Annotated in this window: 19 protein-coding genes; 6 read left to right on the forward strand and 13 right to left on the reverse strand. The window is 62.6% G+C overall.

Annotated features, from left to right (window positions below):
* Window positions 1-5 precede the first annotated feature (5 nt).
* From AB2N08_RS08930 to AB2N08_RS08940, 3 genes are all read left to right on the forward strand, one after another.
* A complete protein-coding gene (locus AB2N08_RS08930; RefSeq protein WP_367610286.1) occupies window positions 6-2,264 on the forward strand; it encodes a T6SS effector phospholipase Tle3 domain-containing protein in 2,259 nt (752 codons plus the stop codon).
* A complete protein-coding gene (locus AB2N08_RS08935) occupies window positions 2,261-4,078 on the forward strand; it encodes a type VI lipase adapter Tla3 domain-containing protein (protein WP_367610287.1) in 1,818 nt (605 codons plus the stop codon). The genes AB2N08_RS08930 and AB2N08_RS08935 overlap by 4 nt, the downstream gene beginning before the upstream one ends.
* A gap of 226 nt (window positions 4,079-4,304) precedes the next feature.
* The gene (locus AB2N08_RS08940) at window positions 4,305-7,400 is read left to right on the forward strand and encodes a PAS domain-containing protein (protein WP_367610288.1); all 3,096 of its coding nucleotides are present in this window, start codon (window positions 4,305-4,307) and stop codon (window positions 7,398-7,400) included.
* Between the two features lie 78 nt (window positions 7,401-7,478).
* Here AB2N08_RS08940 and AB2N08_RS08945 read toward each other — a convergent pair whose 3' ends face one another.
* The 6 genes from AB2N08_RS08945 to flhF all read right to left on the reverse strand — a co-directional run bounded on the left by AB2N08_RS08945 (window position 7,479) and on the right by flhF (window position 12,550).
* The gene (locus tag AB2N08_RS08945) at window positions 7,479-7,994 is read right to left on the reverse strand and encodes a hypothetical protein (RefSeq protein ID WP_367610289.1); all 516 of its coding nucleotides are present in this window, start codon (window positions 7,992-7,994) and stop codon (window positions 7,479-7,481) included.
* Window positions 7,995-8,073: 79 nt separating this feature from the next.
* Window positions 8,074-8,829, reverse strand: a complete 756-nt coding sequence (gene motD, locus AB2N08_RS08950) for a flagellar motor protein MotD (RefSeq protein ID WP_367610290.1) — start codon at window positions 8,827-8,829, stop codon at window positions 8,074-8,076.
* A 12-nt stretch (window positions 8,830-8,841) separates the two neighbouring features.
* A complete protein-coding gene (locus AB2N08_RS08955) occupies window positions 8,842-9,585 on the reverse strand; it encodes a flagellar motor protein (RefSeq protein ID WP_367610291.1) in 744 nt (247 codons plus the stop codon).
* Window positions 9,567-10,295 (reverse strand): RNA polymerase sigma factor FliA, encoded by a 729-nt coding sequence (locus AB2N08_RS08960; RefSeq protein ID WP_367610292.1) that lies wholly within the window; start codon window positions 10,293-10,295, stop codon window positions 9,567-9,569. Before AB2N08_RS08960 ends, AB2N08_RS08955 begins: the two co-directional genes overlap by 19 nt.
* 46 nt (window positions 10,296-10,341) lie before the next feature.
* Window positions 10,342-11,160 carry a MinD/ParA family ATP-binding protein gene (locus AB2N08_RS08965; protein WP_367610293.1) on the reverse strand — a complete coding sequence of 273 codons (819 nt, stop codon included), beginning with the start codon at window positions 11,158-11,160 and terminating at the stop codon, window positions 10,342-10,344.
* Entirely contained in the window at window positions 11,153-12,550 is a 1,398-nt protein-coding gene (flhF, locus tag AB2N08_RS08970) for a flagellar biosynthesis protein FlhF (protein ID WP_367610294.1), read from the reverse strand. Before flhF ends, AB2N08_RS08965 begins: the two co-directional genes overlap by 8 nt.
* A 279-nt stretch (window positions 12,551-12,829) precedes the next feature.
* On the opposite strand from flhF, the gene AB2N08_RS08975 reads away from it, so the two are divergent.
* Window positions 12,830-13,153 (forward strand): hypothetical protein, encoded by a 324-nt coding sequence (locus tag AB2N08_RS08975; RefSeq protein WP_367610295.1) that lies wholly within the window; start codon window positions 12,830-12,832, stop codon window positions 13,151-13,153.
* A 47-nt stretch (window positions 13,154-13,200) separates the two neighbouring features.
* Here AB2N08_RS08975 and flhA read toward each other — a convergent pair whose 3' ends face one another.
* From flhA to AB2N08_RS08990, 3 genes are all read right to left on the reverse strand, one after another.
* The gene (flhA, locus tag AB2N08_RS08980; RefSeq protein ID WP_367610296.1) at window positions 13,201-15,312 is read right to left on the reverse strand and encodes a flagellar biosynthesis protein FlhA; all 2,112 of its coding nucleotides are present in this window, start codon (window positions 15,310-15,312) and stop codon (window positions 13,201-13,203) included.
* Window positions 15,309-16,484 carry a flagellar biosynthesis protein FlhB gene (gene flhB, locus AB2N08_RS08985; protein WP_367610416.1) on the reverse strand — a complete coding sequence of 392 codons (1,176 nt, stop codon included), beginning with the start codon at window positions 16,482-16,484 and terminating at the stop codon, window positions 15,309-15,311. Before flhB ends, flhA begins: the two co-directional genes overlap by 4 nt.
* A gap of 140 nt (window positions 16,485-16,624) precedes the next feature.
* Complete coding sequence (locus AB2N08_RS08990; protein ID WP_367610297.1) at window positions 16,625-17,932, reverse strand: MraY family glycosyltransferase; 1,308 nt, start codon at window positions 17,930-17,932, stop codon at window positions 16,625-16,627.
* A 312-nt stretch (window positions 17,933-18,244) separates the two neighbouring features.
* On the opposite strand from AB2N08_RS08990, the gene AB2N08_RS08995 reads away from it, so the two are divergent.
* On the forward strand, window positions 18,245-19,390 hold the full coding sequence (locus AB2N08_RS08995; RefSeq protein WP_367610298.1) for a hypothetical protein: 1,146 nt from the start codon (window positions 18,245-18,247) through the stop codon (window positions 19,388-19,390).
* 46 nt (window positions 19,391-19,436) lie between these two features.
* Here the strand turns inward: AB2N08_RS08995 and AB2N08_RS09000 are convergent, their stop codons facing one another.
* The 3 genes from AB2N08_RS09000 to AB2N08_RS09010 form a co-directional block, all read right to left on the reverse strand.
* Window positions 19,437-20,456 carry a fumarylacetoacetate hydrolase family protein gene (locus AB2N08_RS09000; RefSeq protein WP_367610299.1) on the reverse strand — a complete coding sequence of 340 codons (1,020 nt, stop codon included), beginning with the start codon at window positions 20,454-20,456 and terminating at the stop codon, window positions 19,437-19,439.
* A gap of 54 nt (window positions 20,457-20,510) precedes the next feature.
* Window positions 20,511-21,629 carry a phospholipase A gene (locus tag AB2N08_RS09005; protein ID WP_367610300.1) on the reverse strand — a complete coding sequence of 373 codons (1,119 nt, stop codon included), beginning with the start codon at window positions 21,627-21,629 and terminating at the stop codon, window positions 20,511-20,513.
* A 154-nt stretch (window positions 21,630-21,783) separates the two neighbouring features.
* The gene (locus AB2N08_RS09010) at window positions 21,784-22,500 is read right to left on the reverse strand and encodes a pseudouridine synthase (protein WP_367610301.1); all 717 of its coding nucleotides are present in this window, start codon (window positions 22,498-22,500) and stop codon (window positions 21,784-21,786) included.
* A 214-nt stretch (window positions 22,501-22,714) separates the two neighbouring features.
* On the opposite strand from AB2N08_RS09010, the gene AB2N08_RS09015 reads away from it, so the two are divergent.
* Entirely contained in the window at window positions 22,715-23,140 is a 426-nt protein-coding gene (locus AB2N08_RS09015) for a hypothetical protein (protein ID WP_367610302.1), read from the forward strand.
* Window positions 23,141-23,479: 339 nt separating this feature from the next.
* Here the strand turns inward: AB2N08_RS09015 and AB2N08_RS09020 are convergent, their stop codons facing one another.
* Window positions 23,480-24,421 (reverse strand): S49 family peptidase, encoded by a 942-nt coding sequence (locus tag AB2N08_RS09020; protein WP_370662407.1) that lies wholly within the window; start codon window positions 24,419-24,421, stop codon window positions 23,480-23,482.
* Window positions 24,422-24,519: the final 98 nt, after the last annotated feature.

Here is a 24,519-nt window from a genome sequence, read left to right on the forward strand (position 1 = left end):
CAGCGATGTCCGGGAAAAGTTATCCGAAGCCTGAGTACGTTGTCACGTGTGCATATGCAGTGCTGCAGCCGGGACGTACGCGCGACAAGGTCATCGATGTGCCGCGCGAGAAACCTTGCAACATCATCGTGGTGCATGGGGTGAATGATGTGGGGACTAGCTATAGCGCGGTCGAGGAAGGGTTGTGTGCGGGGTTGCAGGATCGGCTACTGCGGAAATTCAAGCCTGGGACCTACCGGATGCCTGGAGCGGATGACAAGAAGAAGGTACTGGACGATCCGGATGCGGTGTTCTTCAAGCGTAACGTGGAAACGGATACGGATAGTCCGGTGATTCCGTTCTACTGGGGTTTTCGTGAGGTGAGCAATCAGACCCGGACCGTGAATGGCCAGAAGACCGACCGCAACGGCAATCGCCTCGACAAGGATTTGTCAAAGGGCGGCGGCCCGTTCGGCAACGCCACCAGTACCCTGCCCGATATGTGGAACCGGGGCGTGTATGCGCTGATCGATCCGGCCGGTGACCCGCTCAGGCCCATCAAGACGGGGCCGGGCCGCCTGTACATGGTGCTCGCGGCGCGGCGGCTGGCGGCGCTGGTCGCGATGATTCGCCAGTACGAGCCAAATGACACCGTCAACATCGTTGCGCACAGCCAGGGTTGCTTGATCAGCCTGCTGGCCCAGGCTTTTCTGATGGAGATGGGCGAGCGTACTGCGGATACGCTGATTCTCACGCATCCGCCGTATAGCCTGGATGAAAAGATGGGCATGGCAATGCGTACAGCTACCTTTGTTCAAGGCGATAAGGACGCGGCGATGAACGACTTTTATGACCTGATCGCCAGCAGGCAAAGCGTTCATGCGCGCCTGCAGACGCTGGTGAACATCGTCGCTGGTGTCGCAAAGTCGAAGGCAACCGAGCCGGTATTCTCACGCATCAGCGAGACGGGCTGCGGCGGCATGGTGCATGGTCGCTGGAAACCGGATGCGGATCGCGACAACCGGGGCAAAGTCTATCTGTATTTCAGTCCGGAAGACATGACGGTGGCGCTCGACAATATGCGCGGGATTGGCTGGCAGGGTGTTCCGGATTCCGTCGCTTATCTGGTGGCGCCACCGCCCTCGAACAAGATCGACGTCCTTGGTGATGAAGCGAAGTTTGGCCCGTCGCCCTCAATGATGAAAGTGCGGCGCAACGCGCTGATTGAACTGGGCGTTTCCTTCCATCAGCGCGTCTTCACGGCAAAGATGCGACCCACAGCCGGACTGGGGAAAGCTGCGCCAGTGCTGGTTGGCCAGCCACCGCACGATTTTGTGCTGCGACTTCCAGGAGAAGATGACCACACTCATGTGGCTTCCAGCGGCCGCACGCTGCGCCAATCGTTGCCGGAGGCTGGGCAATTCAGTCTGAGTGATGGCGTGCATCGTTATGGCATTCGGACGATCAATGGCGAAGCGCTCAAGACGCCCTGCCAGGCCGATATTGGTGGCAGCCAGATCAGTGCGGACAAGATTCCTGCCACATCGATGCGCGCGCGCGTCGGACGCGAAGATCGCGGGCCCTGTGAAGAAATCGATGCGATTGATGCTGCCACCGCCGTCACGAGTGGCAGCGGTCTGCTGGTCAGACCCGAGCGGTTGTCGGATTCGGTCACCGTATCGATCGAACGCGGCGTCAATGACGTGGTGTCCAAGGCAGACCTTGGACGGCTGGAAGCCGCGTACAACAAAGCACGGCTACCTGGCAGCACCAATCCCGACGATATGGCGCGCATCCTGTCGGCCACGCGTCACGGCCATGTGATCGCGGCACTGGTACAGGAAAGTCCCAACGCGGCAAGGCTGCGCTGGCAGCACGAATACAGTCCGAAATCGTTTCATAGCGTGATCTTCGCCAGCAGCAAGAATCATCGGCAAGTGACTGCGTACGATTTGTCGATTGGGAGTGGCAAGGCGGTGAGCGATCCGAAGTTTTATGCGTATTTGTGTGCGGTGGCGGATTGGCGGTTGAAGATTCTGGGCATTGATGGTGAGGCGCGGCTCGGAATACTTACTTGGAACGAGTTTCTCGCCACGTTCGGCCCATACATTGCAAGTGAACCAGACTGGCGCAGACAAATCATTGAAGGTAGCGCGAAATATTACTCCAGTGGTGCTCTTCCAACTGGGTTACCGCTGTTGACGGGAAAGCTGTGGGACATCGTCATTTCCGAGACAACGTCAGGCAAACGCGTAATGGCATCCACATCGAAGGGAAAGTCATGAGCAATGTTCCGAGCGACGACATCAACATTAAGCGCCCTATCACATGGAAATACCTGATGGGGGCGCTGATCGCATTTCCGGCCTTACTTTTGCTCTGGATGATCTTTGATGTTTGGATTTTACGTCCGGAGCTTACCGATCTGGACATGGAGACGACAATGAACAAACTACGCTTGATTGGTATTCCTCTGTTGTTGGTGATTACTTTGTTTGGTGGCAAATGGTTGTTCGATACGCATGCCGCCGACGGTCGTAAACGCGAGTGGCAGCTGAAAACGCAGCAACTCAAGCAGCTAGAAGCTGCCGCGACAATCGAACAATCCCATCGCGAATATGTACTTGAAGTGCTGGGCTTGGGCGTCACAGTTGAACAGTATCGTCAAGGAAAACTATGGAACATTCTGCAGCAAGGAGGACCCTTTACCAGTATTCGCGAGCCGGATCCCAACAAGTATCCGTGGACCGGATTTGACAAGCGGGGAGTGACGGGTAGTCGCACTAACGATTCGCTGGAGAACGGCGCCGATCCGTCCCCGATGTTTTGGGGCGTGCCATCGATGTACGCGCGCGGTCCAATGAACGACCCTGAGAAGCTGCCGAGTGAAACTTGGCCGATGGCTGGACTGGCTGGCAACGCCGAAGGGACCGGCATGGCGTGGCATCTGTTTGTCATCGGCCCGTGGCAGGTCGGCGAACGCCCCGACCAACTACTTGAACAAGCATTCGCATTTTTCGATGCAAACCCGGATCTTCCCTACCTTGTATTGCTCAGTACGGACAGTGACTCAAGTCGTGACTATGGAAAAGCAGCCAATAAAGAATTTCGCGTTCGGGACGGTCATTACATTCCCGAATTCACAGACGCCAGTGCAGTGTTAGTACTGGCGCGGCGCGAGCGGGTCGAACCGCTGCGTCCCTATGCGTGGAACGACCCTGACAACGATTATTTGCAAGCGACCCTGCGCCAGATGTACTACCAGCTACAAGACAACGTCCCAATACCTGCATGGGCGGCCGCCAGATATCCAGGCATCACCAGACAACCCACCGTCGCCGAATGGCTCCCCGCCGCAGCCGCATTCGCCAAACACCCCATCTTCGACAGACCCGAAAGCACCCTGGTCGACGCCTACAAACGTTGGGCCAATCCGCCGCCGAAAGACTGGAAACCCACCCCCTGGTTCCCGGTCCCCTGGAACCACAACCAGCTCGCCGCCTTCGACGCCCTGCCCTCCATGGGCTTCATCCACTGCCCGGTGTTCGTCAAGTTCGAGGATGAAAAAGGCAAGCCGGTCACGCGCCGCGACGCCCGCCAGAAAATCCTGGAGGCTGGCTGGCAGCAGGCCTTGCAGACGCTGCCCGAACCCGAACGCGTCGCCGGTCCCGCCCGCATCATCGCCGCATTCAACAACCACACCGAACAGAAGATCGCACTCGCAGGCACCCTCCACGCCTACGCCGCGCGGGGCGGCCCGGAAATCGACAGCGGCAAGACGTCGCAGTTCATCGACGTCGACCACCGCATGGGCAACACCGGCGCCGCGACCTTCTTCGTGCAGATGGCAGTCGGTGTGATGGGCAGCTATATCGACGGCGGCGCCTCGGCCGCGATCAACCTGCGCGACCCGAGCGGCGCCAGCATCGTGTTCATCAGCCCGCCGAGCAAGGAACGGCGCGAGGCGCAAGGAGCGAACATTTTCAAGCACATCGTCCAGCCGTCGATCGACCCGGACAATTACAAGCCGCCGACGGTGGTGTCAGTGGTAGGCCCGAATAAGGATATCAGCCAAGAACACGACACTGCGACCGATTGAATCACTACCGCGGCAGCGGGCGCACAGCGTCAAATCCACCATTTTTTTCTCTAAATTACAACAAGCGGATCGAGAAAATTGACGAATTTGAGGATTTTTGTCGTGTGGACGGTCGATATGTAGGAGGTGACCTACAATGCAGCGTGATAAAAGCTATGTGCATACAAGCGTCTTTTATCACCAGTCCAATTCGCTTTAATCAAGAGACCGTTACTAGTTTCCAGCTATGTCGATTACGTTTGAACCGCCGGCCGGCTTGCTCGCGCTTAGCCTTGATTCGCATCTTTTCGAAAGCAGTCCAGATTGCGTCAAGCTCCTCGATTGCGACGGCCAGGTGTTGGCCATGAATGAAAATGGCCTGTGTGCCATGGAAATCGACGAGTTCGCCAAGTTCAGGGGCCAACCGTGGAAATCGTTCTGGCCCGAAGACAGCCACGACCAGATCAGTGCTGCGATCGCCAGCGCCATCGACGGCAACACAGGCCACTTCAGGGCATTTTGCCCGACCGCCAAAGGTACGCCGCGATGGTGGGACGTCATCGTGTCCCTGGTGACCGACCCGGGGTCTGGGCACCCCAGTCTGCTGGCCGTCTCGCGCGACATCACCGACACCCACCTGGCCCAGGATGAACTGCGGGCCAGCGAGGCCCGGCTGCGCGCGTTCGTGGCAGCCACCAGCGCCATCACCTGGTACTGTTCAACGGAAGGCTGTTTTGAAACGCAGCAACCGGATTGGGCTGAATTCACCGGTCAGCCGTTTGCCGCCTACAGCGGCACTGGCTGGCTCGATGCCGTGCATCCTGACGACCGCGCGGCAACCCAGGCAGCCTGGGCGCGGGCGCGCCAGAGCGGCCAGGCATTTCGTCTCGAGCACCGTCTGCGACGCGCCGATGGCGCTTACCGCCACATGCGCGCGAACGTCGTGCCGATTGCCAGTGCGCCAGGCGAGCTGGTGGAATGGGTTGGCGCGCATACCGACGTAACGGGCGAAATCGAGGCTGCCAGCGAGAACGATCGCCTGATGCGCGAAGTGCAGGCCGCGAACGACAGGATGAGCGACATCTTCCGCCAGGCGCCGGCCTTCATGTGCGTTCTGCGCGGGCCCCAGCATGTGGTCGAGCTGACCAATGACCGCTATGTGCAACTGATTGGCAATCGCGATGTCGTCGGCTTGCCAATCCGCACCGCATTGCCGGAAGTCAGCGGTCAGGGCTTCTTCGAACTGCTGGACAAGGTGTACCAGACCGGCGATCCATTCGTCGGCCTTGATTTGCCGGTCATGCTGCAACGCGAACCGGGCGCGCCGCTCGAAGAGCGCTTCATCGACCTTGTCTACATGGCGCTGCGCGATGCCGATGGCACGATCACCGGCCTGCTCGCGCACGGCGTCGACCAGACTGAACGCAAGCAGGCCGAACTGGCTCTGCACGCCAGCCGCGAGCGTTTTGAAAAACTCGTCAGCCAGGCCGCGACGGGCGTTGTCGAAATGGACCTGGACGGGCGTATCGTATTTGCGAACCAGCGCTATGCGGATATGCTCGGCTACACCTGTGATGAGCTGATCGGCATGAGCGCGATCGAACTGACGGCCCCGCTGTCAGTCCAGGCAACGCAAGACGTGCTGGCAAAGCTGCTGGATGACGGTATTGGCGCGATCATCGAAAAACACTACGTGCACAGGGACGGCTCGGCCGTACCGGCCACGAGCAGCCTGAATGGCTTGCGCGGGCCGGACGGTGCCTTCCAGGGGATGGTGGCAATCGTTCTCGACATGACAGACAACGAGCGCGCCGCAAACGATCTGCGCACCAGCGAAGAGCGTTACCGGACGCTGTTCGAATCGATGGATCAGGGCTTTTGCATTATCGATATCATCTTCGATGCGGCAGGTTGTCCGGCAGACTACCGTCACATCGAAATGAACCGCATGTTCGAACTGCATTGCGGCCTGTCCGGCGCTGCAGGCAAGACGGCGCTGGCGCTCATACCCGACATGGGCCGATTCTGGATCGACACCTACGGCAAGGTAGCAAGCACCGGCCAGGCGATTCGCCTGGAAAACGAAGTTACGTCGCTACAGCGCTGGTTCGATGTCTATGCGACCAGAATCGGCGGGGCTGGCAGCACCCGCGTGGCCGTCCTCTTCACTGACATTACTACGCGAAAGCAGGCAGGCGACACGCTGCGCAAGCTGGCTGCCGACCTGGCCGAAGCCGATCGCCGCAAGACCGAATTTCTGGCGACATTGGCCCATGAGCTGCGCAACCCGCTGGCGCCGATCCGTAACGGCCTGAGCGTGATCCGAATGAGCGGCGACAAGCCCGGGGTCAGCGACAAGGTGCATGCCATGATGGAGCGCCAGGTCGGCCACATGGTCCATCTGATTGACGACCTGCTCGACATTGCCCGCATCAGCGGCGGCAAACTGCAGCTCAAGAAGGCCCGGGTCGAACTGGCCCAGGTGATCGCCAGTGCGATCGAGACGAGCATGCCCATCATCGATGCCGGCCACCATACCCTGCACGTCGCTGTACCGCAGGCAGGGTTCAGCGCCGATGTCGATGCCACGCGCATTGCGCAGGTCGTCGCGAACCTGCTCAACAACGCCGCCAAATACACGCCGCCGGGTGGTACGATCGCGCTGCAGCTCGCACGCGATGGCGCCGATGCCGTCGTGACCGTGGTCGACTCCGGGATCGGCATTCCACCCGATGCACTGGCCAGCGTGTTCGACATGTTCAGCCAGATCGGCAGCAGCATCGACCGCGCACAGGGCGGCCTGGGCATCGGCCTGTCGCTGGTGCGGCGCCTGGTCGAAATGCATGGCGGCAGCGTGACTGCCGCCAGCGCCGGCCAGGGCAGTACCTTCACACTCCGCTTGCCGTTGGTGCAGGCGCCGGCAGCGCTGGACACGACGGTTGCGGATGCAACACCGGGCTCGCCCAGAACATCAGCGGCCGGCATGCGGGTACTGATCGTGGACGACAATGTTGACTCGGCACTGACGCTGTCGATGATCATGGAATTGAACGGCTACGTTACCCGCGTGGCCCACGACGGCATCGACGCCCTCGCTGCGTTCGACGATTTCGCGCCCAGGATCGCGTTCGTGGACATCGGGATGCCGCGCATGAACGGATATGAAGCCGCCACAGCCATGCGCCGCATGCCGGGCGCGAAACGACTCGATCTGGTGGCGGTGACGGGCTGGGGCGCCGACAGCGACCGGGAGCGTTCAAGGCAGGCCGGCTTCGATCATCACCTGACCAAGCCGGTGCAATTTGCTGACCTCGAACATATCCTGGCCAGCCTTGCGGACTGAAAAGAGAATGTTGCACAGTTTCTTCGGTCGACGCCAATGCCAAGGCGTGCTGCCGGGCCGCTCGCCCGGCGCCGTGACTCAGTGCGCGGCCAGCCTGACCGTGTGCGAGAACTTGACTGGCAGCGCCGGGCTGCTCTTGAGCGCGCCCGCGTCAAGCTTGCGCAGGTCGGTCACCCACGGTCCCGCATACCGGATCTCGTAACTATGCTGCCCCGGCTTGAACGCATACGCCTGCGTGATGTCGAGCGTGTTCAGGTAGGTCGTCTGCGGTTTGACTTCGAGATAATCGGCGGGCCCGAGCGGGCCGCGCTTGACTATGCGGCCCGTGTAGGCCACCGTGTCCGCCAGTGAACTCAGTGCGAAGCGCGGGGCGCTCAGATCGTCGCCCAGTGCGATCTCGCGCGGGATCCATACCGGCGCATCGCCCCGGTTCTCGATCATTACGCGCACCTTGACCTTGCCGGCGCCGGTTTCCACTTCCAGCCGGTGATGGACATTCACCTTGGCCTCGGCCGTATCGACTGCGCCTGCCAGGCCGACCAGCGACAGCACGATTGCCAGCTTGGCCGCCGGCGAGCTTCGTTTGACATGCATTGCGACTCCTCCAGGATTCACGGCGGGCACCGCCCGCGCGATGCTGCCGGACAATTATGACATGATTCCATCAATACATTCACTGAAGTATGTTACCGCCGGTCTCCGGTAGCGCCGCCAGGATCATCACCGCCACGCGCCGGTTGCGCGCCTGCCCTGCTTCGTCGGTATTGGGCGCCACCGGCCGTGTTGCGGCAAAGCCGATCGCCGACAGGCGCGCATCGAGCACGCCGTTGGCCGCGAACAGCCGCACCACGCTGCTCGCGCGCGCGGTCGACAATTCCCAGTTCGATGGATACAGCCCATTGGCGATCGGCAAGTCATCGGTGTGGCCTTCGACCTCGATGCGGTGCGTGTCGTTCCTGAGCAGGCCCGCCACCTCGGCCAGGATTTCCTGGCCTTCGCCGTCGAGCGCCGCTTCGCCTTGCTGGAACAGTACGCTGGCATTGATCTCGACGCTGATGCCGCGCGCGTTCTGCGTCACCCGCACCTGGCCCGACTTTACCAGCGGCAGCAGGGTCGCAGAGAGTTCGCGCGCCATCACGCCCATCTTTTCCTGCTCGCGCCGCGCCGCTTCGTTGCGGCGGCGGTTGATGATGTGCGACAGCGGCAGCACCGGCTCGACATTGGTGTTGACCTGCGTGGCCGCGCCACGCCCGCCAAAGGCATCGCCCAGGGCATCGGACAGCACCTGGTACTTGCCCTCGTTGACGATGGAAATGGCGTACATGACGACGAAGAACGCGAACAGCAGCGTGATCAGGTCGGCGTACGAGATCAGCCAGCGCTCGTGGTTTTCCAGTGGCACATCGTCGTCGTAGCGCTTGCGGGCCATGGCGTCGGCGTCCTAGTGGTGCGTGAGCAGGCTGGCGACGCGTTCGTCGACGACGCGGCCATGGTCGCCGCTGGCCAGGTCGGCGAAGACTTCGGCCAGGATCTCGTACTGCGACACCTTGTCGCTGACGATGGCCTTGAGCTTGTTGCCGACCGGGTAGAAGAACAGGTTGGCCATGCCCACGCCATACACGGTCGAGACGAACGCGACCGCAATGCCGGAACCCAGGCGGGCCGGGTCGGACAGGTTTTCCATCACGTGGATCAGGCCCAGCACGGCGCCCAGGATGCCGATCGTCGGCGAATAGCCGGCCGCCGATTCCCAGATGCGCGCCGCCTGGCGCTGCGCGAATTCGTAGCCGTTGATTTCGTGCTCGAGCAGGCTGCGCACCTTGTCCGGCTGGATGCCGTCGACCACCAGGCGCAAGCCCTTGGCGACGAACGGGTCGGCCTTGTTCATGAACTGTTCGAGCGATAGCAAACCGTCGCGGCGCGCCGTCAGGCTCCACAGGGCGATCTCGCGCGACAGTTTCTGGCGCCCGTTCTTCGGCGGCACGAAGACCCAGCGCAGCATGCCGATGCCGCGCAAAAAGGTGCGCGGCTCGCTTTGCAGCAGCACCGCGCCAAACGTGCCGACCACCACGATGGCGAATGCCGCAGGCTGGATCAGCGACGCAAACCTGCCGCCGTCGAGCGTGTAACCGAGAAAGATGCCGGCGATCGCCAGCACCAGGCCGATTACGCTGGCCCAGTCCATAATTGCTCCCGTAAGGTGGTGCGCAAACGTGCGACGGCCTGGGTGTGCAGCTGCGACACCCGCGATTCACTCACGCCCATCACGGCGCCGATTTCCTTCAGGTTCAGTTCTTCTTCGTAGTACAAGCCCATCAGGAGCTTTTCGCGCGGCGGCAGATTGTCGATCGCATCGATCACGGCCTGGCGAAAATCGGTTTCCATCAGGCTGCGCAGCGGGTCGGCATCGTCGACCGCATAGCGGTCGAGGAAGTTGTCGCTGCCTTCGTCGGCATGAAAGTCTTCGTAGTACAGCAGCTGGTGGCCGCCCGAGTCGGCCAGCATGTCCTGGTACTCGTCGAGCGAAATCTTGAGCGACTCGGCCACTTCGGATTCGCTGGGCGGGCGGCCCAGGCGCTGCTGCAGATTCTGCATCGCGCCCTCGACCTTGCGCATGTTCTGGCGCGTGCTGCGCGGCATCCAGTCGCTCGAGCGCAACTCATCGAGCATCGCGCCGCGGATGCGCAGCACGGCGTAGGTCTCGAACTGCGCACCGTGGTCATCCTCGTAGCGGTTGATCGCATCGAGCAGACCGATCATGCCGGCCTGGATCAGGTCATCGACCTCCACCGAAGGCGGAAGCTTTGCCTTCATGTGGTGGGCAAGACGCTTTACCAACGGCATATGCTCCGTCAGCAAAGAATTCTTGTCCGCTTTCCCTTTGACCGTGTACATGCTGGTGTGAGTCTTTTTCTATGTGCGTGTGGCTGGTGTTGTTGTATTACGAACCGATCGAAGCGCTGCCCTGGCGGCCGAACTGCGGCAGTGCGGGCAGTGCGAACTTGCCGGCCAGCTGGCGAAACGCGACCGATGCGCCGGCCAACGGGAAAGCATCGACCACGGCCCGGCCCAGGCGCGCGGCGCGGTGCAGGTACTCGTCGGCCGGCACGGCGCCCATGAAACTGAGCTTGACGGCCAGGTAACGTGTTGCTGCCAGTGACATATTATCGTATACCACCTTGGCTTCGGCCTCTGTCGCGCCGGTTACCAGGATGCCGAACGGACGGCGGCCCAGCTCCTGCGTCAGGCGCTTGATGAGCGAGTAGGCATTGGTGATCGAGGCCGCGCCGGTCGAGACCTGGATCACGATCTCGGAACTGGACATCAACGGCACCGGGAACTCGCCGTCAGGGCCCAGTTCACCATCGACGATCACGATCGCCGCCTGCGTGGCCAGCACGTCGAAGGTCTTGCCCAGGCGGCGCACGTCGTCGGTCGTTTCGGGCGTGCCCATCGGCACCACCGAGAAGCCTTGCGGGGCCGGATGGATCACCTGGTTCAGGGCACTTTCCTGGCGCGCCACCTGCAGCAGCGAGGCGCCGCGGTTCAGGCCCAGGCGGCGAGCGACGCCGTATTCGACGTCGCAGGCATCGACGATCAGCACTTCGTTGCCGGCCTGGGCCAGCGAGGCGCCCAGGTTCACCAGCATCGCGCCCTTGTCGTCTTCCGGCGTGGCCGACAGGAACGTGACCACGCGCGGACGCGGGCCTTGCAGCATGCGGCGCAGGCCTTCGGCCTGGTCGAAATCAAAACTAGCCATGCGACACCTCGCGGCGGTCGGCCTGCGCTGCGGCTGCCATCAGCATTGGCAGGTCGGCGTCGCTTGGCGCGGCGCCGCGGTTGCGGAAGGCGCGGTCGATCAGCATCGCGCTGTCGGCCACGTGCAGGTCTTCCGGCACGCGCTGGCCGTTCGAGATGTAGTGCAGTTTCAGTTTCTGGCGGATCACGATGTCGAGCACGCCGCCGGTGGAGGCTGCTTCGTCCATCTTGGTCATGATCGCGCCGTGCAGGCCGCTGCCTTGATAGGCGCGCACGACTTCGTTCAGCGTTTCGTTGGTCGACGTCGAGTTCAGGCACAGCAGGCGTTTGACTTCGGCGCCCGAGCCCGACAACATCGCGACCTGCTCGGCCACCATGTGGTCGCGCTGCGACATGCCGATGGTGTCGATCAGCACGGTGTGCTTGTTGCGCAGTTCTTTCAGGGCGATGCGCAGGTCGGCTTCGTCTTTCACCGAGTGCACCATGACGCCCAGGATCTTGCCGTAGATGCGAAGCTGTTCGTGACCGCCGATACGATAGGCATCGGTGGTGATCAGGGCCAGCTTGTCCGGGCCGTGGCGCATCACGCAGCGCGCGGCCAGTTTTGCGGTGGTGGTGGTCTTGCCCACGCCGGTCGGGCCGACCAGGGCAAACACGCCGCCTTCGGACAGCATCGCGTCTTCGTTGCCGATGGTGGCCAGGTTACGGGCCAGCACGGTCTTGACCCAACGCATGGCTTGCGCCGCGTCGTTCATCGCCGGCATTTTTTCGATGATGTAGCGCGCCAGCGTGGCCGAGAAACCGGCAGCGAGCATCTCGCGCAGCACGGTCGCCTTGTGCGGCTCGCGCTGGGTGGTCGAGCCCCACGACAGTTCGGCCAGTTGCGTTTCCATCAGACCGCGCATGGCGCGGATTTCGCTCATCATGCCGCTCACTTCCGAGGCGGCCGATTCCTTCGCCTGGGTGATCGCGGCGCTCATCATGGCGGTCATGGCGGCCATGTCGACGGTTGGCTCCGGCGTTGGCGCGCGGCGCTCGGCGTAGGTCGAGGCTGGCTCGGCCGGCGCCAGCGGCGCGACTGGTGCGGCGTAGGCGGGGGCGACCGGTGCGTGCATGGCCGGGCCGGCATCCTGATAACGACGGGCTGGCGTGGCGCGCGGCGCGGCTGGCGCGAGTTCGTCAAAGTGCTGCAGCTGCGGCTTCGGCTGGGCCATCTCGGAATCCGCGACTGGCGCGGACAGCGAGGCGACGTCGTCGTTGTCGAGCGCCAGGATCTCGACCGCGCCGTCGACCGGACGGTTGGACAGGATGACGGCATCGGGGCCCAGTGCCTCGCGCACTTTGCGCAATGCATCCCGGGAAGTTGCCGCTGTAAATTTCTTCACTTTCATCTTGGTTCTCCGCGCTTCAATCTATGTTCTGCATGACGGGCACATGCCCATCGATAGAGAACATTATTGTCGATGCCGTGAGGAAACGATCAGCAGAGAAGGATGGGGAAAAGGGCCTATTTCGTGAAAATCAGAAAAAGTGAAACACCGTTGCGGATGTGATGCCCGGGTTTGCGCTGGCACAAGGAAGCCATATCGGGCTGCCGATCTTTTTGCCGGCGCAAGGATCGAACTTGCACTGGCACGGCTGGCGTGCCGCACATGACTTCTGGAGGCGCCATGGCACGTTCGATCCGGCTCATCTACCGCAATGTACAAGGCCGTGTACGCCGCAATGTCGGCTGGGCCGGCTTGACTGAAAGCTCGGCTGTCCTGATCTCGGCCGCCGAATGGAAACCCGGTACCGACCCGTTCGATTCACCGCCCGGGCGCCCTCACCTGGGTGAAGCCAATGTGTACGTCACCAATATCGGGCCGCACGATCCCGAGGGTGGCGACGGCGGCGTCGAATTCCATCTGCATGTGGACTGGGATAGTCCTCTGCATGTCCTGGTGACCATCACCGACCTGGGACCGGTCGAACAGCAGATCGTGGTGCAGTAGCTATGCGTAGGGTTGGCCGCGCAAGTGCGATCATCGTTACCGCACCATTACATCGGCACGCCCACCAGGCTCGTCACGCGAATCGTCTTGGTCTCTGGCACTTCAGCATGCGACAGCACTTTCAGGGCCGGCACGGCGCGGCGCAGGAAGCGCGACAGCAGCACGCGCAGCGGCGCCGGCACCAGCAGCACAGGCGACAGGCCCATCTGCTCTTGCTGGTTGGCGGCGTGCGCCGCCTGCTGGGCGATGGTGTCGGCCAGGCCCGGCTCGATGCCGGTACCGTCGCCACCGGCGCCCATCGCTTGCATCAGCAGACGCTCGAGGCGGTTGTCCAGGGTCATCACCGACAGCTCGTTCTCGCCCGGGAACAGTTGCTGGACGATGGCGCGACCCAGCGACACGCGCACCACGGCGGTCAGTTCGGCCGGGTCTTGCGTCATGCCGGCATGTTCCGACAGGGCTTCGATGATCGAGCGCATGTCGCGGATGTGCACGCCTTCGACCAGCAGGTTCTGCAGCACTTTTTGCAGCGTCGACAGCGAGACAACCTTCGGCACCAGGTCTTCGACCAGTTTCGGGGTTTCCTTGCCCAGGTGGTCCAGCAGCGCCTGCACTTCCATGCGGCCCAGCAGTTCCGACGCGTGCAGCGTGATCAGGTGGTTCAGGTGCGTTGCCACCACGGTGCCGGCATCGACCACGGTGTAGCCCATGCTTTGCGCTTCGTCGCGCAGGCTCGCTTCGATCCAGGTCGCCGGCAGGCCGAAGGCCGGGTCGGTCGTGACCACGCCTGGCAGCGTGCCGCTGGCCATGCCCGGGTTGATCGCCAAAAACTGACCGTTCAGCGCTTCGCCGCTGCCCACCTCGACGCCCTTGAGCGTGATGCGGTAGGCCGATGGTTTCAGTTCCAGATTGTCGCGGATGTGCACCGGCGGGGCCAGGAAACCCACTTCTTGTGCGAACTTCTTGCGGATGCCCTTGATGCGCTTGAGCAGCTCGCCGCCCTGGTTCTTGTCGACCAGCGGAATCAGGCGGTAGCCCACTTCCAGGCCCAGCGTGTCGACCGGCATGACGTCTTGCCAGGTTGCTTCTTCGCTCTCGGCCGGGGCCGTACGGGCGGCAGCGGCGGCGTCGGCCACGGCGGCGGCTTCCGCCTGCGCCGGCGCTTCTTTCTTGCGCTTCGAAATAAAGTAACCACCGGCAGCCAGCGAGCCGGCCAGCAGCAGGAACACGAAGTTCGGCATGCCCGGAATCATGCCCAGGCCACCGATGATGGCGGCGGTGATGTACAGCGATTCAGGGCGGGCGAACAGCTGCGTGGTCAGCTGCGAGCTGACGTCTTCATCGTTGGCAACGCGCGAGACCACCATACCAGCCGCGATCGAAATGATCAGCGACGGAATCTGTGCCACCAGGCCGTCACCGATGGCCAGCAGCGTGTAGATCTTGGTTGCTTCGCCAACAGCCAGGTCGTGCATCACCACGCCGACGATCAGGCCGCCAATGATGTTGATCACGGTAATCATGATACCGGCGACGGCATCGCCCTTGACGTACTTCGAGGCGCCGTCCATCGCGCCGTAGAATTCGGCTTCTTGCGAGACTTCCTGGCGGCGCTTGCGCGCTTCGTCTTCGCCGATCAGGCCGGCGTTCAGGTCGGCGTCGATCGCCATCTGCTTGCCCGGCATCGCGTCCAGCGCGAAGCGTGCGCCCACCTCGGCAATACGGCCCGCACCCTTGGTCACGACCGAGAAGTTGATGATGGTCAGGATGATGAAGACGACGATACCGACGGTATAGTTACCGCCGATCAGGAAGTGGCCGAAGGCCTCGATGACCTTACCGGCAGCGGCGCCGCCGGTGTGGCCTTCGGTCAGCACGATACGGGTCGAGGCGACGTTCAGCGCCAGGCGCAGCATCGTCGAGACCAGCAAGATGGCCGGGAAAGCCAGAAAATCGAGCGGCTTGACCGTGTACAGCGCGGTCAGGAGCACGATGATTGACAGCGCGATATTGAAACTGAAAAATACGTCCAGCACGAACGCCGGCAACGGCAAGATCATCATGGCCAACAGCATGATGATCAGGATCGGCGCCGCCGCCTTGCCGCCTTGTGCGCCAAGGCCGCTCATCCAGGCTGGCAGTTTCATGCTGTTGGTCATTCAGTAGCTCCATTATTGGGTGCCGGTCGCTGTTGCGAGGCCGGGTTCAGCGGGTCCATCTCGGCAGGTACTCTCAACCTGGTCGGGCGATCCGGGTAGTCGCCCTCGCCCTTCTTGTATGCCCGCAGCTGGTACACATACGCCAGCACTTCCGCCACCGCCGAGTACAGCTTTTCCGGAATCTCTTCATCGATCTCGGTGTGCTTGAACAGGGCGCGGGCCAGGGCCGGGGCTTCGAGCATGGCCACCTTGTGTTCAGCGCCCATTTCGCGGATCTTGGCCGCGACATCATCGACGCCCTTGGCCACCACCCGCGGTGCTCCCTTGCCATCCGCATACTTCAGTGCGACTGCATAGTGCGTCGGATTGGTTACGATCACATCAGCAGTAGGGACATTTTGCATCATCCGACCCCGGCTCATTTCGCGCTGCATCTGGCGAATCTTCCCCTTAATCTGAGGATTGCCGTCCGATTCCTTCGATTCCTGGATCATTTCCTGGCGCGTCATTTTCAGTTTGTCTTTCCAATGCCACAACTGATACGGGCCATCGATGAGGGCAATCACGCCCAGCGCGCCGGTGATGAACAGGAATGAACGGCCGATCATGTCGCCGACGTGGGCGCTGCTTTCATTGAGCGGTTCGACCGCCAGCCCCAGCATCGCTTCCTTCTGGCCGCTGACGACGATCCAGGCCACCACGCCAATGACGATCGTCTTGATGATGGCCTTGAGCAGCTCGACCAGCGCGTTCTTGGAAAACATATTGCCGATGCCCTTGATGGGGTTGAGCTTGCCGAAGTTGGGCATGAAGGCCTTCGACGAGAACAGCCAGCCGCCGATCAACAGAGGCGAGACCAGGGCGATTAGCATGATCGCCCCGGCAATGGGCAGGCAGGCCAGCAAGACGCTGACGATGTCGTTGAGAATGCGCTCGAGGAGGATATTGGGATTGAAGACTTGCTCGCGGTCGAGCGTGAGACCGGACTTGAGCGACGTCGCCAGTCTGCCAACGAGCATGCCGCCAAATGCCCACAGGCAGGCGCCAGCGGTCATCAGCACGGTAAACGTCGCCAGCTCACGGGATCGGGGAACGTCGCCTTCTTCGCGCGCCTTCTCAATCTTCCTGGGTGATGCGTCTTCGGTCTTTTCTGCGTCGCTATCTTCCGACATATCGCCCCCGCTCAATTTCTCACATGCGCCTTTGTACCGCGCGAGCGAGATTATCGCTGAAATTGCCGTGCGGACAGGTCGAGAACAGGGGGAGAATCCCGCCCCAGTTCAGGGGCGGCGACGAGCGAAGGGCGTGGGAATTACATGCGGCGGCGCGCGAGGACCGGCGCCGATTGCTTGTGGCCGTGATCGGACAAGGCGCCCGGCTGGTTGGCAGCATTCGGATTGGCGATACGCGCGGCAACCAGGCCGGACGTGGCGCCCTGCCCATTGCTGGTGGTAATGATTGGCTTGACGGCCACCGGCTTGACGATGACAGCGGCCGCCTTCGGCATCAGCGGTGCGGCCGCGCCCGGTATGACGATCGGTGCCTGGCGACGACGGGCGCGCCACGCCGAGACCACCAGGGCGTACACACCGAGGTACAGCGCGAAACTGGCCACAGCGCCCTGCACCAGCACGGCCGGGTCGCCGGCGTAGTTGACAGCCAGCGCGGCCGGCACCAGGGCAATGCTCCACGATACCGGCGAGACGAAGGCATTGCGCAGCGGCGGTGGCAGCATGCGCAGGTAACGCGCCGTGATTGCCGTCTTGACCAGGCTGTGCAGATGCCAGCTGTCGGGATGCCCAGGATGGCGGCGGCACCACAGGCGGCGCACGATCGTAAACAGGGTTTCGAACACCGGATAGGCGCAGGCCAGCAGCGGCGCCCAGGCCGACACCGACGGATTGCGGTAGACCAGCATCACCGACAGCCAGGCCAGCAGGAAGCCAAGCAGGTAGGCGCCGCCGTCACCCAGGAACAGTTTGCCCAGCGGGAAATTGACGACGAAGAAGCCAGCCGTGACGGCGCAGATCACGAAGCACAGCTGCGCCAGGTGAATGTCGCCAGCGCCGAGGGCGATCAGGCCCAGCGTGCCCAGGCCGATGACAACCGTGCCGCTGGCCAGGCCGTTGAAGCCATCGATGATATTGACGGCATTGGCCACGCCGCCGACCGCAAACGCGGTGAACAGCACGGAGAACGGCAGCCAGCCGAGCATGCCATCGAGCAGCGGCAGGCCGGTGTGCTGCAGGGTAACGCCGGTGAGGAACCAGCACAAGACGCCACTGCCGATGGTGGCGAGCAGGCGGGTGCGTACGGAAACGGTGCGGGTCAGGTCTTCAGCCAGGCCGAAGACAAAGGCTGGCAGCGAAGCAATGAGTACTGGCAGCAACAAATCGCGCTGTGCTTGCGGCAACACACCCAGCGCCAGCCACAGGCCGGTCATGATGGCAGCGCCACCGATGCGCGGGGTTGGGGTGATATGGAATTTCTGGACGCCACGCGTTGCATCAAGCGAGTAACGGCCGTGCCAGCGTGTGGTGAACACGAGCAAGAGCGATACGATCAGCGATGTGGCAAAGCCGATTTCGAGGCCGGCTAATGGCAGGTTAATAATACTCATAGAACCACTTTGTTAACTCGTCAATTCTATCGCATTTCGGGTAAACCCTCTCCCAACCGTGCCGACCCGGGCTTTCTGGCGCAATTTCACACATCTTTAACGGTGCCATGTAAGCCATTGATTGTGAACGAACTATCAAATGATTCTAGGTCGAGCAGGCGGTAATGATCAATCGTGCAGATACTTCCCCGACCATTTCTCCACAAATTGTTACACTTTTCTCGAGTGATATTTAGATAGATTTATTTCTCTTCACACATTCACGGAAAATCCATGGCGCGACACTATTCAAAGGCACGAGCGTTCTATTCGATGTTGGTGTTTTGCCTGGGCGCCACGGTTTCTGCGGCCGTGCCTGCCCAGACTGCGTCGCCCGAATTGCTCGCAGCCCGGGCGCGGCTGCTGGAAGCCGAAGCCCGGCAAGCCATTGCCGAAGCCGAGCGCGCCGAATTGCTGGCGCGCCTGCCGCCGGCGCAGGCCAGGGCGCTGGGCGGGAGCGTCGATACCCGCGGGTTCGGCGCTGCCGGCCTGGCGCGCGCCTTCGACCTGGCGCTGGAACTGGCCGCCGAGTTGTGCCAGACCCTGCCGCCCGACCGCATGGTCACCCTCTACGATCCGATCGTCAGCCAGGGCATCGTGGTGGCGCGCACCGTCGACGCCGCGCTTGGCCGGCAGGCGCAAGACTTGGCCGTGCGCAACACCGAACTGCAGCGTTACATCGAGGCCAACGCGCCACGTGAAGAAGGCCGCCGCCGCAGCGCCCTGCCGCTGGCCTGGCTGACAGCGCCGACGATGCTGCTGCGCGCCGGGGCCGACCTGGCCAGCCTGTTCAAGACCGACACCACCCTGGCCGGCACGGCCTATGGCGACGGCGCCCGCGCCCTGTTTGCCAGCGCCATGGCGCGTAGCTGCCCTGCCCGCCTGGCAGGCCTGAGCGGCGGCTATATGGGCGAACTCGACGTCACGCGCCATGCCGCACTGCTGGAACGCGTGCGGCTGCTGGGGCTCGAACGCGCCACGCTCGCGCGGCACATCGATGCCATCGAGGCGTTGGCCGATGCCGCCAAGGGCGAGCGCAAAAAAGAAATCACTGCCGTCGCCACAGGGGCAACGGTCCAGCTCAAGGCGGTGGACAGCTTCACCGAGGCGCTGCGCGCTGGCGAAGCAAGCGACAAGAGCCCGCTATTCACGACAGCACGTTACCTGGGCCAGGCCGAGCGCAGCGCCGGCGCACTGGTGCTCGATGTCGACCTGCGTCTCGAAGGGCTCACCGTGCTGCGCGACAACCTGTTCACGGGCGAGCGGCTGGCCTTGTCCGGCGTGGCGTTTCTCTGGTACCGGCTGCATGAACCGGATGGGCGGCTGGTGCGGGCGGAGGCGCTACGGCGGATCAGCCCGCCGGTGCAGGTAAAGCTGCGTGATCTGGCAGGGTTGGCGGCCAAGCCGCCGACGCGGTGATCGTTGGCAGCCAAATCATCCGGCGCGAAAACGAAGCCGCTATCGATCACCGCGTCGGCGGCGTAGCCGCCAACCCAACGTTCTGCTCGATCGCGCCGAATAACGATTTTCCATTTCCGTCGAGCATCTCGATGCGCACCACGTCGCCGAAGCGCAGGAACGGCGTGACCGCGTCGTCGCCATCGAGCATCTCGGTCCAGCGCGCCTCGGCGATGCTGGCGTAGCCCGGCGTATGACGCCGGGTCGTCCGGTTCGACACCACGCCCGAGCCAACGATGGTTCCGGCTGTCACCGGCCGCGTTCCCGCCAGCGCCGCCAGCAGCTGGGCAAAATTGAAGGTCATGTCGTCCCCTGCCTCGAGCGTGCCGACGGGATTGTCATTGCGTTTTACGCGCAGCGGCAGCGCGGCTTTGCCGGCCACCCAGCCCTCGCCCAGCTCGTCCGGCGTGACCGCCACCGGTGCGAACGCCGTGGCCGGTTTCGCGTGCAGCAGGCCGAGGCCAGTCGCCAGCTCGTCCGGCGCCAGATTGCGCAGTGTGATGTCGTTCGCCAGCAGCAACAGGCGGATCTGGCCCAGCGCCGCATCGGGCGTCGCGCCTTGTGGCAAGTCGCCGCTGACGATGGCCAGCTCGGCGCCGAAGTCGATGCCCCACTCCTCGCGCGCCAACACCAGGTTCCGGGTGGGGCCGAGCAAACCGTCGCTCGCGGCCTGGCGCAGTTGCGGCGTGTCGCGCCAGGCGGCCGGCAGTGTGCGCCCGAGCGCGCGCTGCTCCAGGTCGTGATGGTGCAGATAGGTGGCGCCACACACGCGGGCGCTGGCGCGCGGCAGTGGCGCCATGCAACGGGTGGGGTCGAAGTCGAACGCGCGGCGGGCCCTGGCGTCGCCTTTGGCGTCGTTCAGCTGGCGATACAGGGCGTCGAGTTGCGGGGCAATGAAAGCCCAGTCGTCGAGAGCGGCACGCAAGCTTGGCGCGATGCCGTCGGCGATGTGGGCGGTCAAGAGGTCGCGCGACACCACGGCCAGTTGGCCGTCGCGGGTGCCGTCGTCCAGTGATGCAAGTTTCATGGGCGGGCTCGAGGGATCAAGCCCGCCATTCTACGATACGGCGGAAAGCTGCGATCAATACTTGACGACGACGCCCAGGCCCAGGCTGCGCTGGAAGTAGTTGTAGTCGATCATGCTCTGGCCATAGCCGGCGAACGCATTGATATAGCCCTTGACCGGACCGACCAACGGGAATGCCCAGCCGACCTGCACCGCGCCCTTGTCGGTGCTGAAGTTACGGCGCACGAGGCCCGAGATTTCATGACCGCCACCGAGGCGGTAATTGCCGGCCAGCTCGAAGCGGCCCATGAAATCGGTGATGTCAGGGTTGTTGTCGTCTTCCAGCGATTCGTTGACGCGCTTCCAGACCTTGGCGGTCATGGTCAACGGGCCACGCTCCAGGCCGACCTGGGCGTAGAAGCGGTTCCAGCTGCGCGACAGGTCGGACGACTGGCCATTTGACTGGTGCACAAAGCCCAGGTTCAGGAAGCGCACATTGATGCCAGCCAGGGCGAAGTCCAGTGGCGTGACCGCCATGATCTCCGGCTGGTAATTGGTTTCGCGGAACGGGCTCGAGGCCTTGTGGTTGGCAGCCTGCCAGAACGAATTCTGGGTGTAGCCGAACCAGACGTCGACGGGATACGAGAACGCGGTCTCGATCAGCTTCATCTTGAAGCTGAGCTGGAATTCCAGTTCGGCCTTCGACAGGCCTTCGGCATCCGGGTCAGTTGCCAGGAAGTCGGCGTACGGCGCTTCGTTCGGGCGGTGTGTACGGGTGGCGATCAGGTAGCTCGGATGGTGCGGACGGAACTTGAACGCGCCGCGCTTGTCGCGCGAATCGAGTTCCCAGTGGCTGCTCAGCGTGTATTCAGCGGCGGCCTGGACGGCTGGATCGACCGAGGCGGTGTGATCGACGGTGTGGTTCAGCGGTGCGTCAAACGCGCCCTGGCCGGCTGGGGCCGGGGTCACGATAGCGGTCGATGCGGGGGCCGCCGTGTTGGCCGACATGGTGCTTGCAGCAGCCGTGCTACCAGTGCCGGCCACGCGGTCGAAGCACGCGAGGCGCTGGGCGCTGTCGAGGATCGGGGTGCACTCGGCCAGGGTGGCCGGTTGGCTCTGGGCCAGGGCCGGCAGTGCCAGCAACAAGGGAATCAGGGCGAAAGAATGGGAGAGTCTCGGTCGGTATGCTTGCATGGTTATTTTTCTTGAAGAATCATTCGTGCGACAACCGGTGCCCGGACGCCGTCGCAACGGAGTGTCGCGGAAATCGGCTGTCCATGTCGCACGAATATTGTGGGCGAGCATGTTCCGTTGTGAAATTTCCACAACGGTACACTCATGTGGTATGTCAGGCGGGTACCAGCAGGTCGAGCTGGGATTGCTCGAGGAAGCACCACTTGCCTTCGGCCAGTCCCAGCGCAGTCAACGTCAAGCCGCCGATCTGGGCCCGGTGCAGCGCGCTGCAATGGTTGTCCGCCGCAGCCAGCATGCGCTTGACCTGGTGGTACTTGCCCTGCTCCAGCACGATCTCGATCAATTGCTCGCCCAACTTGACGCACGACACCGCCTTCAGCGGCGCCGGCTCATCGTGCAATTGCACGCCAGCGAGCAGCTTTGCGACCAGTTCGTCGGTCACCGGCTCGGCCGTGGTGGCATGGTACACCTTTGGAACGTGGCGTTTTGGCGACGATTGGGCGTGGATGAATGGACCGTCGTCCGACATCAGCAAGAGACCAGTCGTATCATGGTCAAGGCGACCGACCGGCTGCACATCGCGCCAGGTAAATTGCTCTGGAAGCAGCGTCAGCACGCCCGGATGGTGGCTCGGTTTGCGCGAGCATTCGAAGTTGGCTGGCTTGTGCAGCGCGATATAGACGCGCTCGCGGTAGACCCATTCTTCGTCGAATACAGTCAATACCAGGCTTTCGGTCTCGAAGGTGGCCTTGAAATTGTCGGCAACCTCGCCGTTGATGACGACATCGCCATCCTCGATCAGGGCGCGGCAGTATTTTCGGGTGCCGAATCCCTGCGATTGCAGGATGCGGTCTAAGGACAGTTTACTCATGGGGCGAGACTTTACCAGAACAGGTCAGGCGGCGACAGGTTGACAGTGAGAGCAATGTTTTCTACCCAATTTGCATGCCACGGTACATTTGAGCAGCGTCAAGTCTTAAGAAATTCCTATTGATAGACTTCAACATGTTAGGAATCCGCCTAACGGCCGTGACGTACCTTTGCCATACGTCAAGGTGCAATTCCGCCAGAGAACAGGAATGAACGTGAACGACGACCTCGATACGCCATTTGGACAGCTTTCCCCGCATGAGATGCATTGCGCGCGCCAGCGCCTTGCACAAGTACATGCGGCGCTTTTTCCCACCGCGATGGCATTGGCGCGCTGGTGCAGCGGCGCCCGCCCGCTGCTGCAAGATGAACAGGCACGGCTGCGACTGGCGTGGTTTGCCCGCATCGGGCGCGACCATCAAGCCTGGCTCGATCGCGGTGGCTTTTCTCAGCATGACGATCTGCCACCGTTGCGCCAGCCAACTATGTGGCACCCACCGCGCCTCGCATCGCCATTGCCGCCCTTGCCGCCCCTGGTGACGGGCGACCTGACAGACCAATGCAACGACAACGACCAGCAACAGCCGTCACGCCGCACAGGCCGCGATGACGACAGCCGCCAGTGCGGCAGCATGTCCTGATTTGGCAAGGCACGTAACAGCACGACAACCCAACGCAAATAGTACCCATCCACGATGGCTGGCACGAGAGAGGCTGACAATGCCCCCACCAGCCGCAACTACTTGAACCACGAAATGAAAACGACGGCCTGGGCCGTCGTTTCCAATCCCGCTGCGCGCATGTACCCGCCCGGGACAGTCATACCGCGAGGAATAAAAATTCTCTCGAAAACCGCACCGCGATGCGGTCGCCAGCGTTCGCCGTCCGGGATCAGTCAACCAGCAGGTTGACTGATCCGCCGCAGCGTCGGCCACCGTTTTACTATAGCCGCCCGTCGGATGTTTTCAAGATCAAAATACTCAGCGCAATGTCGGCACGGCGCTGTGATACGCCGCCTTCACGGCGCTCTCGCCCACCGACGCGCCAAATTTCTTCAGCACCCGTTCCGGCAAGCCTTCGTGCGCCGTGTAGTCGACGATGTCTTCGGCCTTGACGATGTCGCGCGCCACGGTGTCGACGGTGCCGAAGGCATCGGCCAGGCCCATGTCGACGGCGCGCGCGCCGGTCCAGTACAAGCCCGAGAACGTCTCTGGGGTTTCTTTCAGGCGCTTGCCGCGCCCTGCGCGCACCACCGAGATGAACTGCTGGTGGATCTCGTTGAGCATCGCCTGGGCGTGCTCGCGGTGTTTCTCGGACTGCGGGCTGAACGGATCGAGGAACCCCTTGTTCTCGCCGGCCGTCATCAGGCGTCGCTCGACGCCCAGCTTTTCCATGGTGCCGGTAAAGCCGAAGCTGTCCATCAGCACGCCCACCGAGCCGACGATCGAGGCCTTGTTGACGTAGATGCGGTCGGCTGCCGAGGCGATGTAATAGCCGCCCGAGGCGCAGATCTCGTCGACCACCACGTACAAGGGTTTATCGGGATAGCCACGCTTGAGGCGCTGGATTTCGTCGACGATGATGCCGGCCTGCACCGGGCTGCCGCCCGGGCTGTCGATGCGCAGCACGACGGCCGCCGAACCGGGATCGGAAAACGCCTTGTTCAGCGACGGGATCACGGTATCGGCCGCGCCGCTGCCTTCGGCCTCGATCTCGCCATTGATTTCGATCAGCGCCGTGTGGCGGCCGAGGTTTTCGGTGTCGCCGCTGGCGAAGTTGAAATCGTAATACGCCCACAGCGCCAGCAGCGCCACGGTCAGGAAGCCGAGCTTGAAGAAAATACTCCAGCGGCGCGCGGAACGCCGCTCCTGGACGGTGGCAAATACCAGCTTCTCGAGCGTGTCGCGCTCCCAGTTGCTCATTGTCGGATTCGACGCGAGCCGGCTGTCGCCGGGTTGGTCAATGCTCGTATGGTCACTCATAAAGTCGGGAAGGTGGGCAACGAAACGCCGCCCCCGCG

This window comes from Massilia aurea (genome assembly GCF_040790145.1).
Classification (GTDB): Bacteria; Pseudomonadota; Gammaproteobacteria; order Burkholderiales; family Burkholderiaceae_D; genus Telluria; species Telluria aurea_C.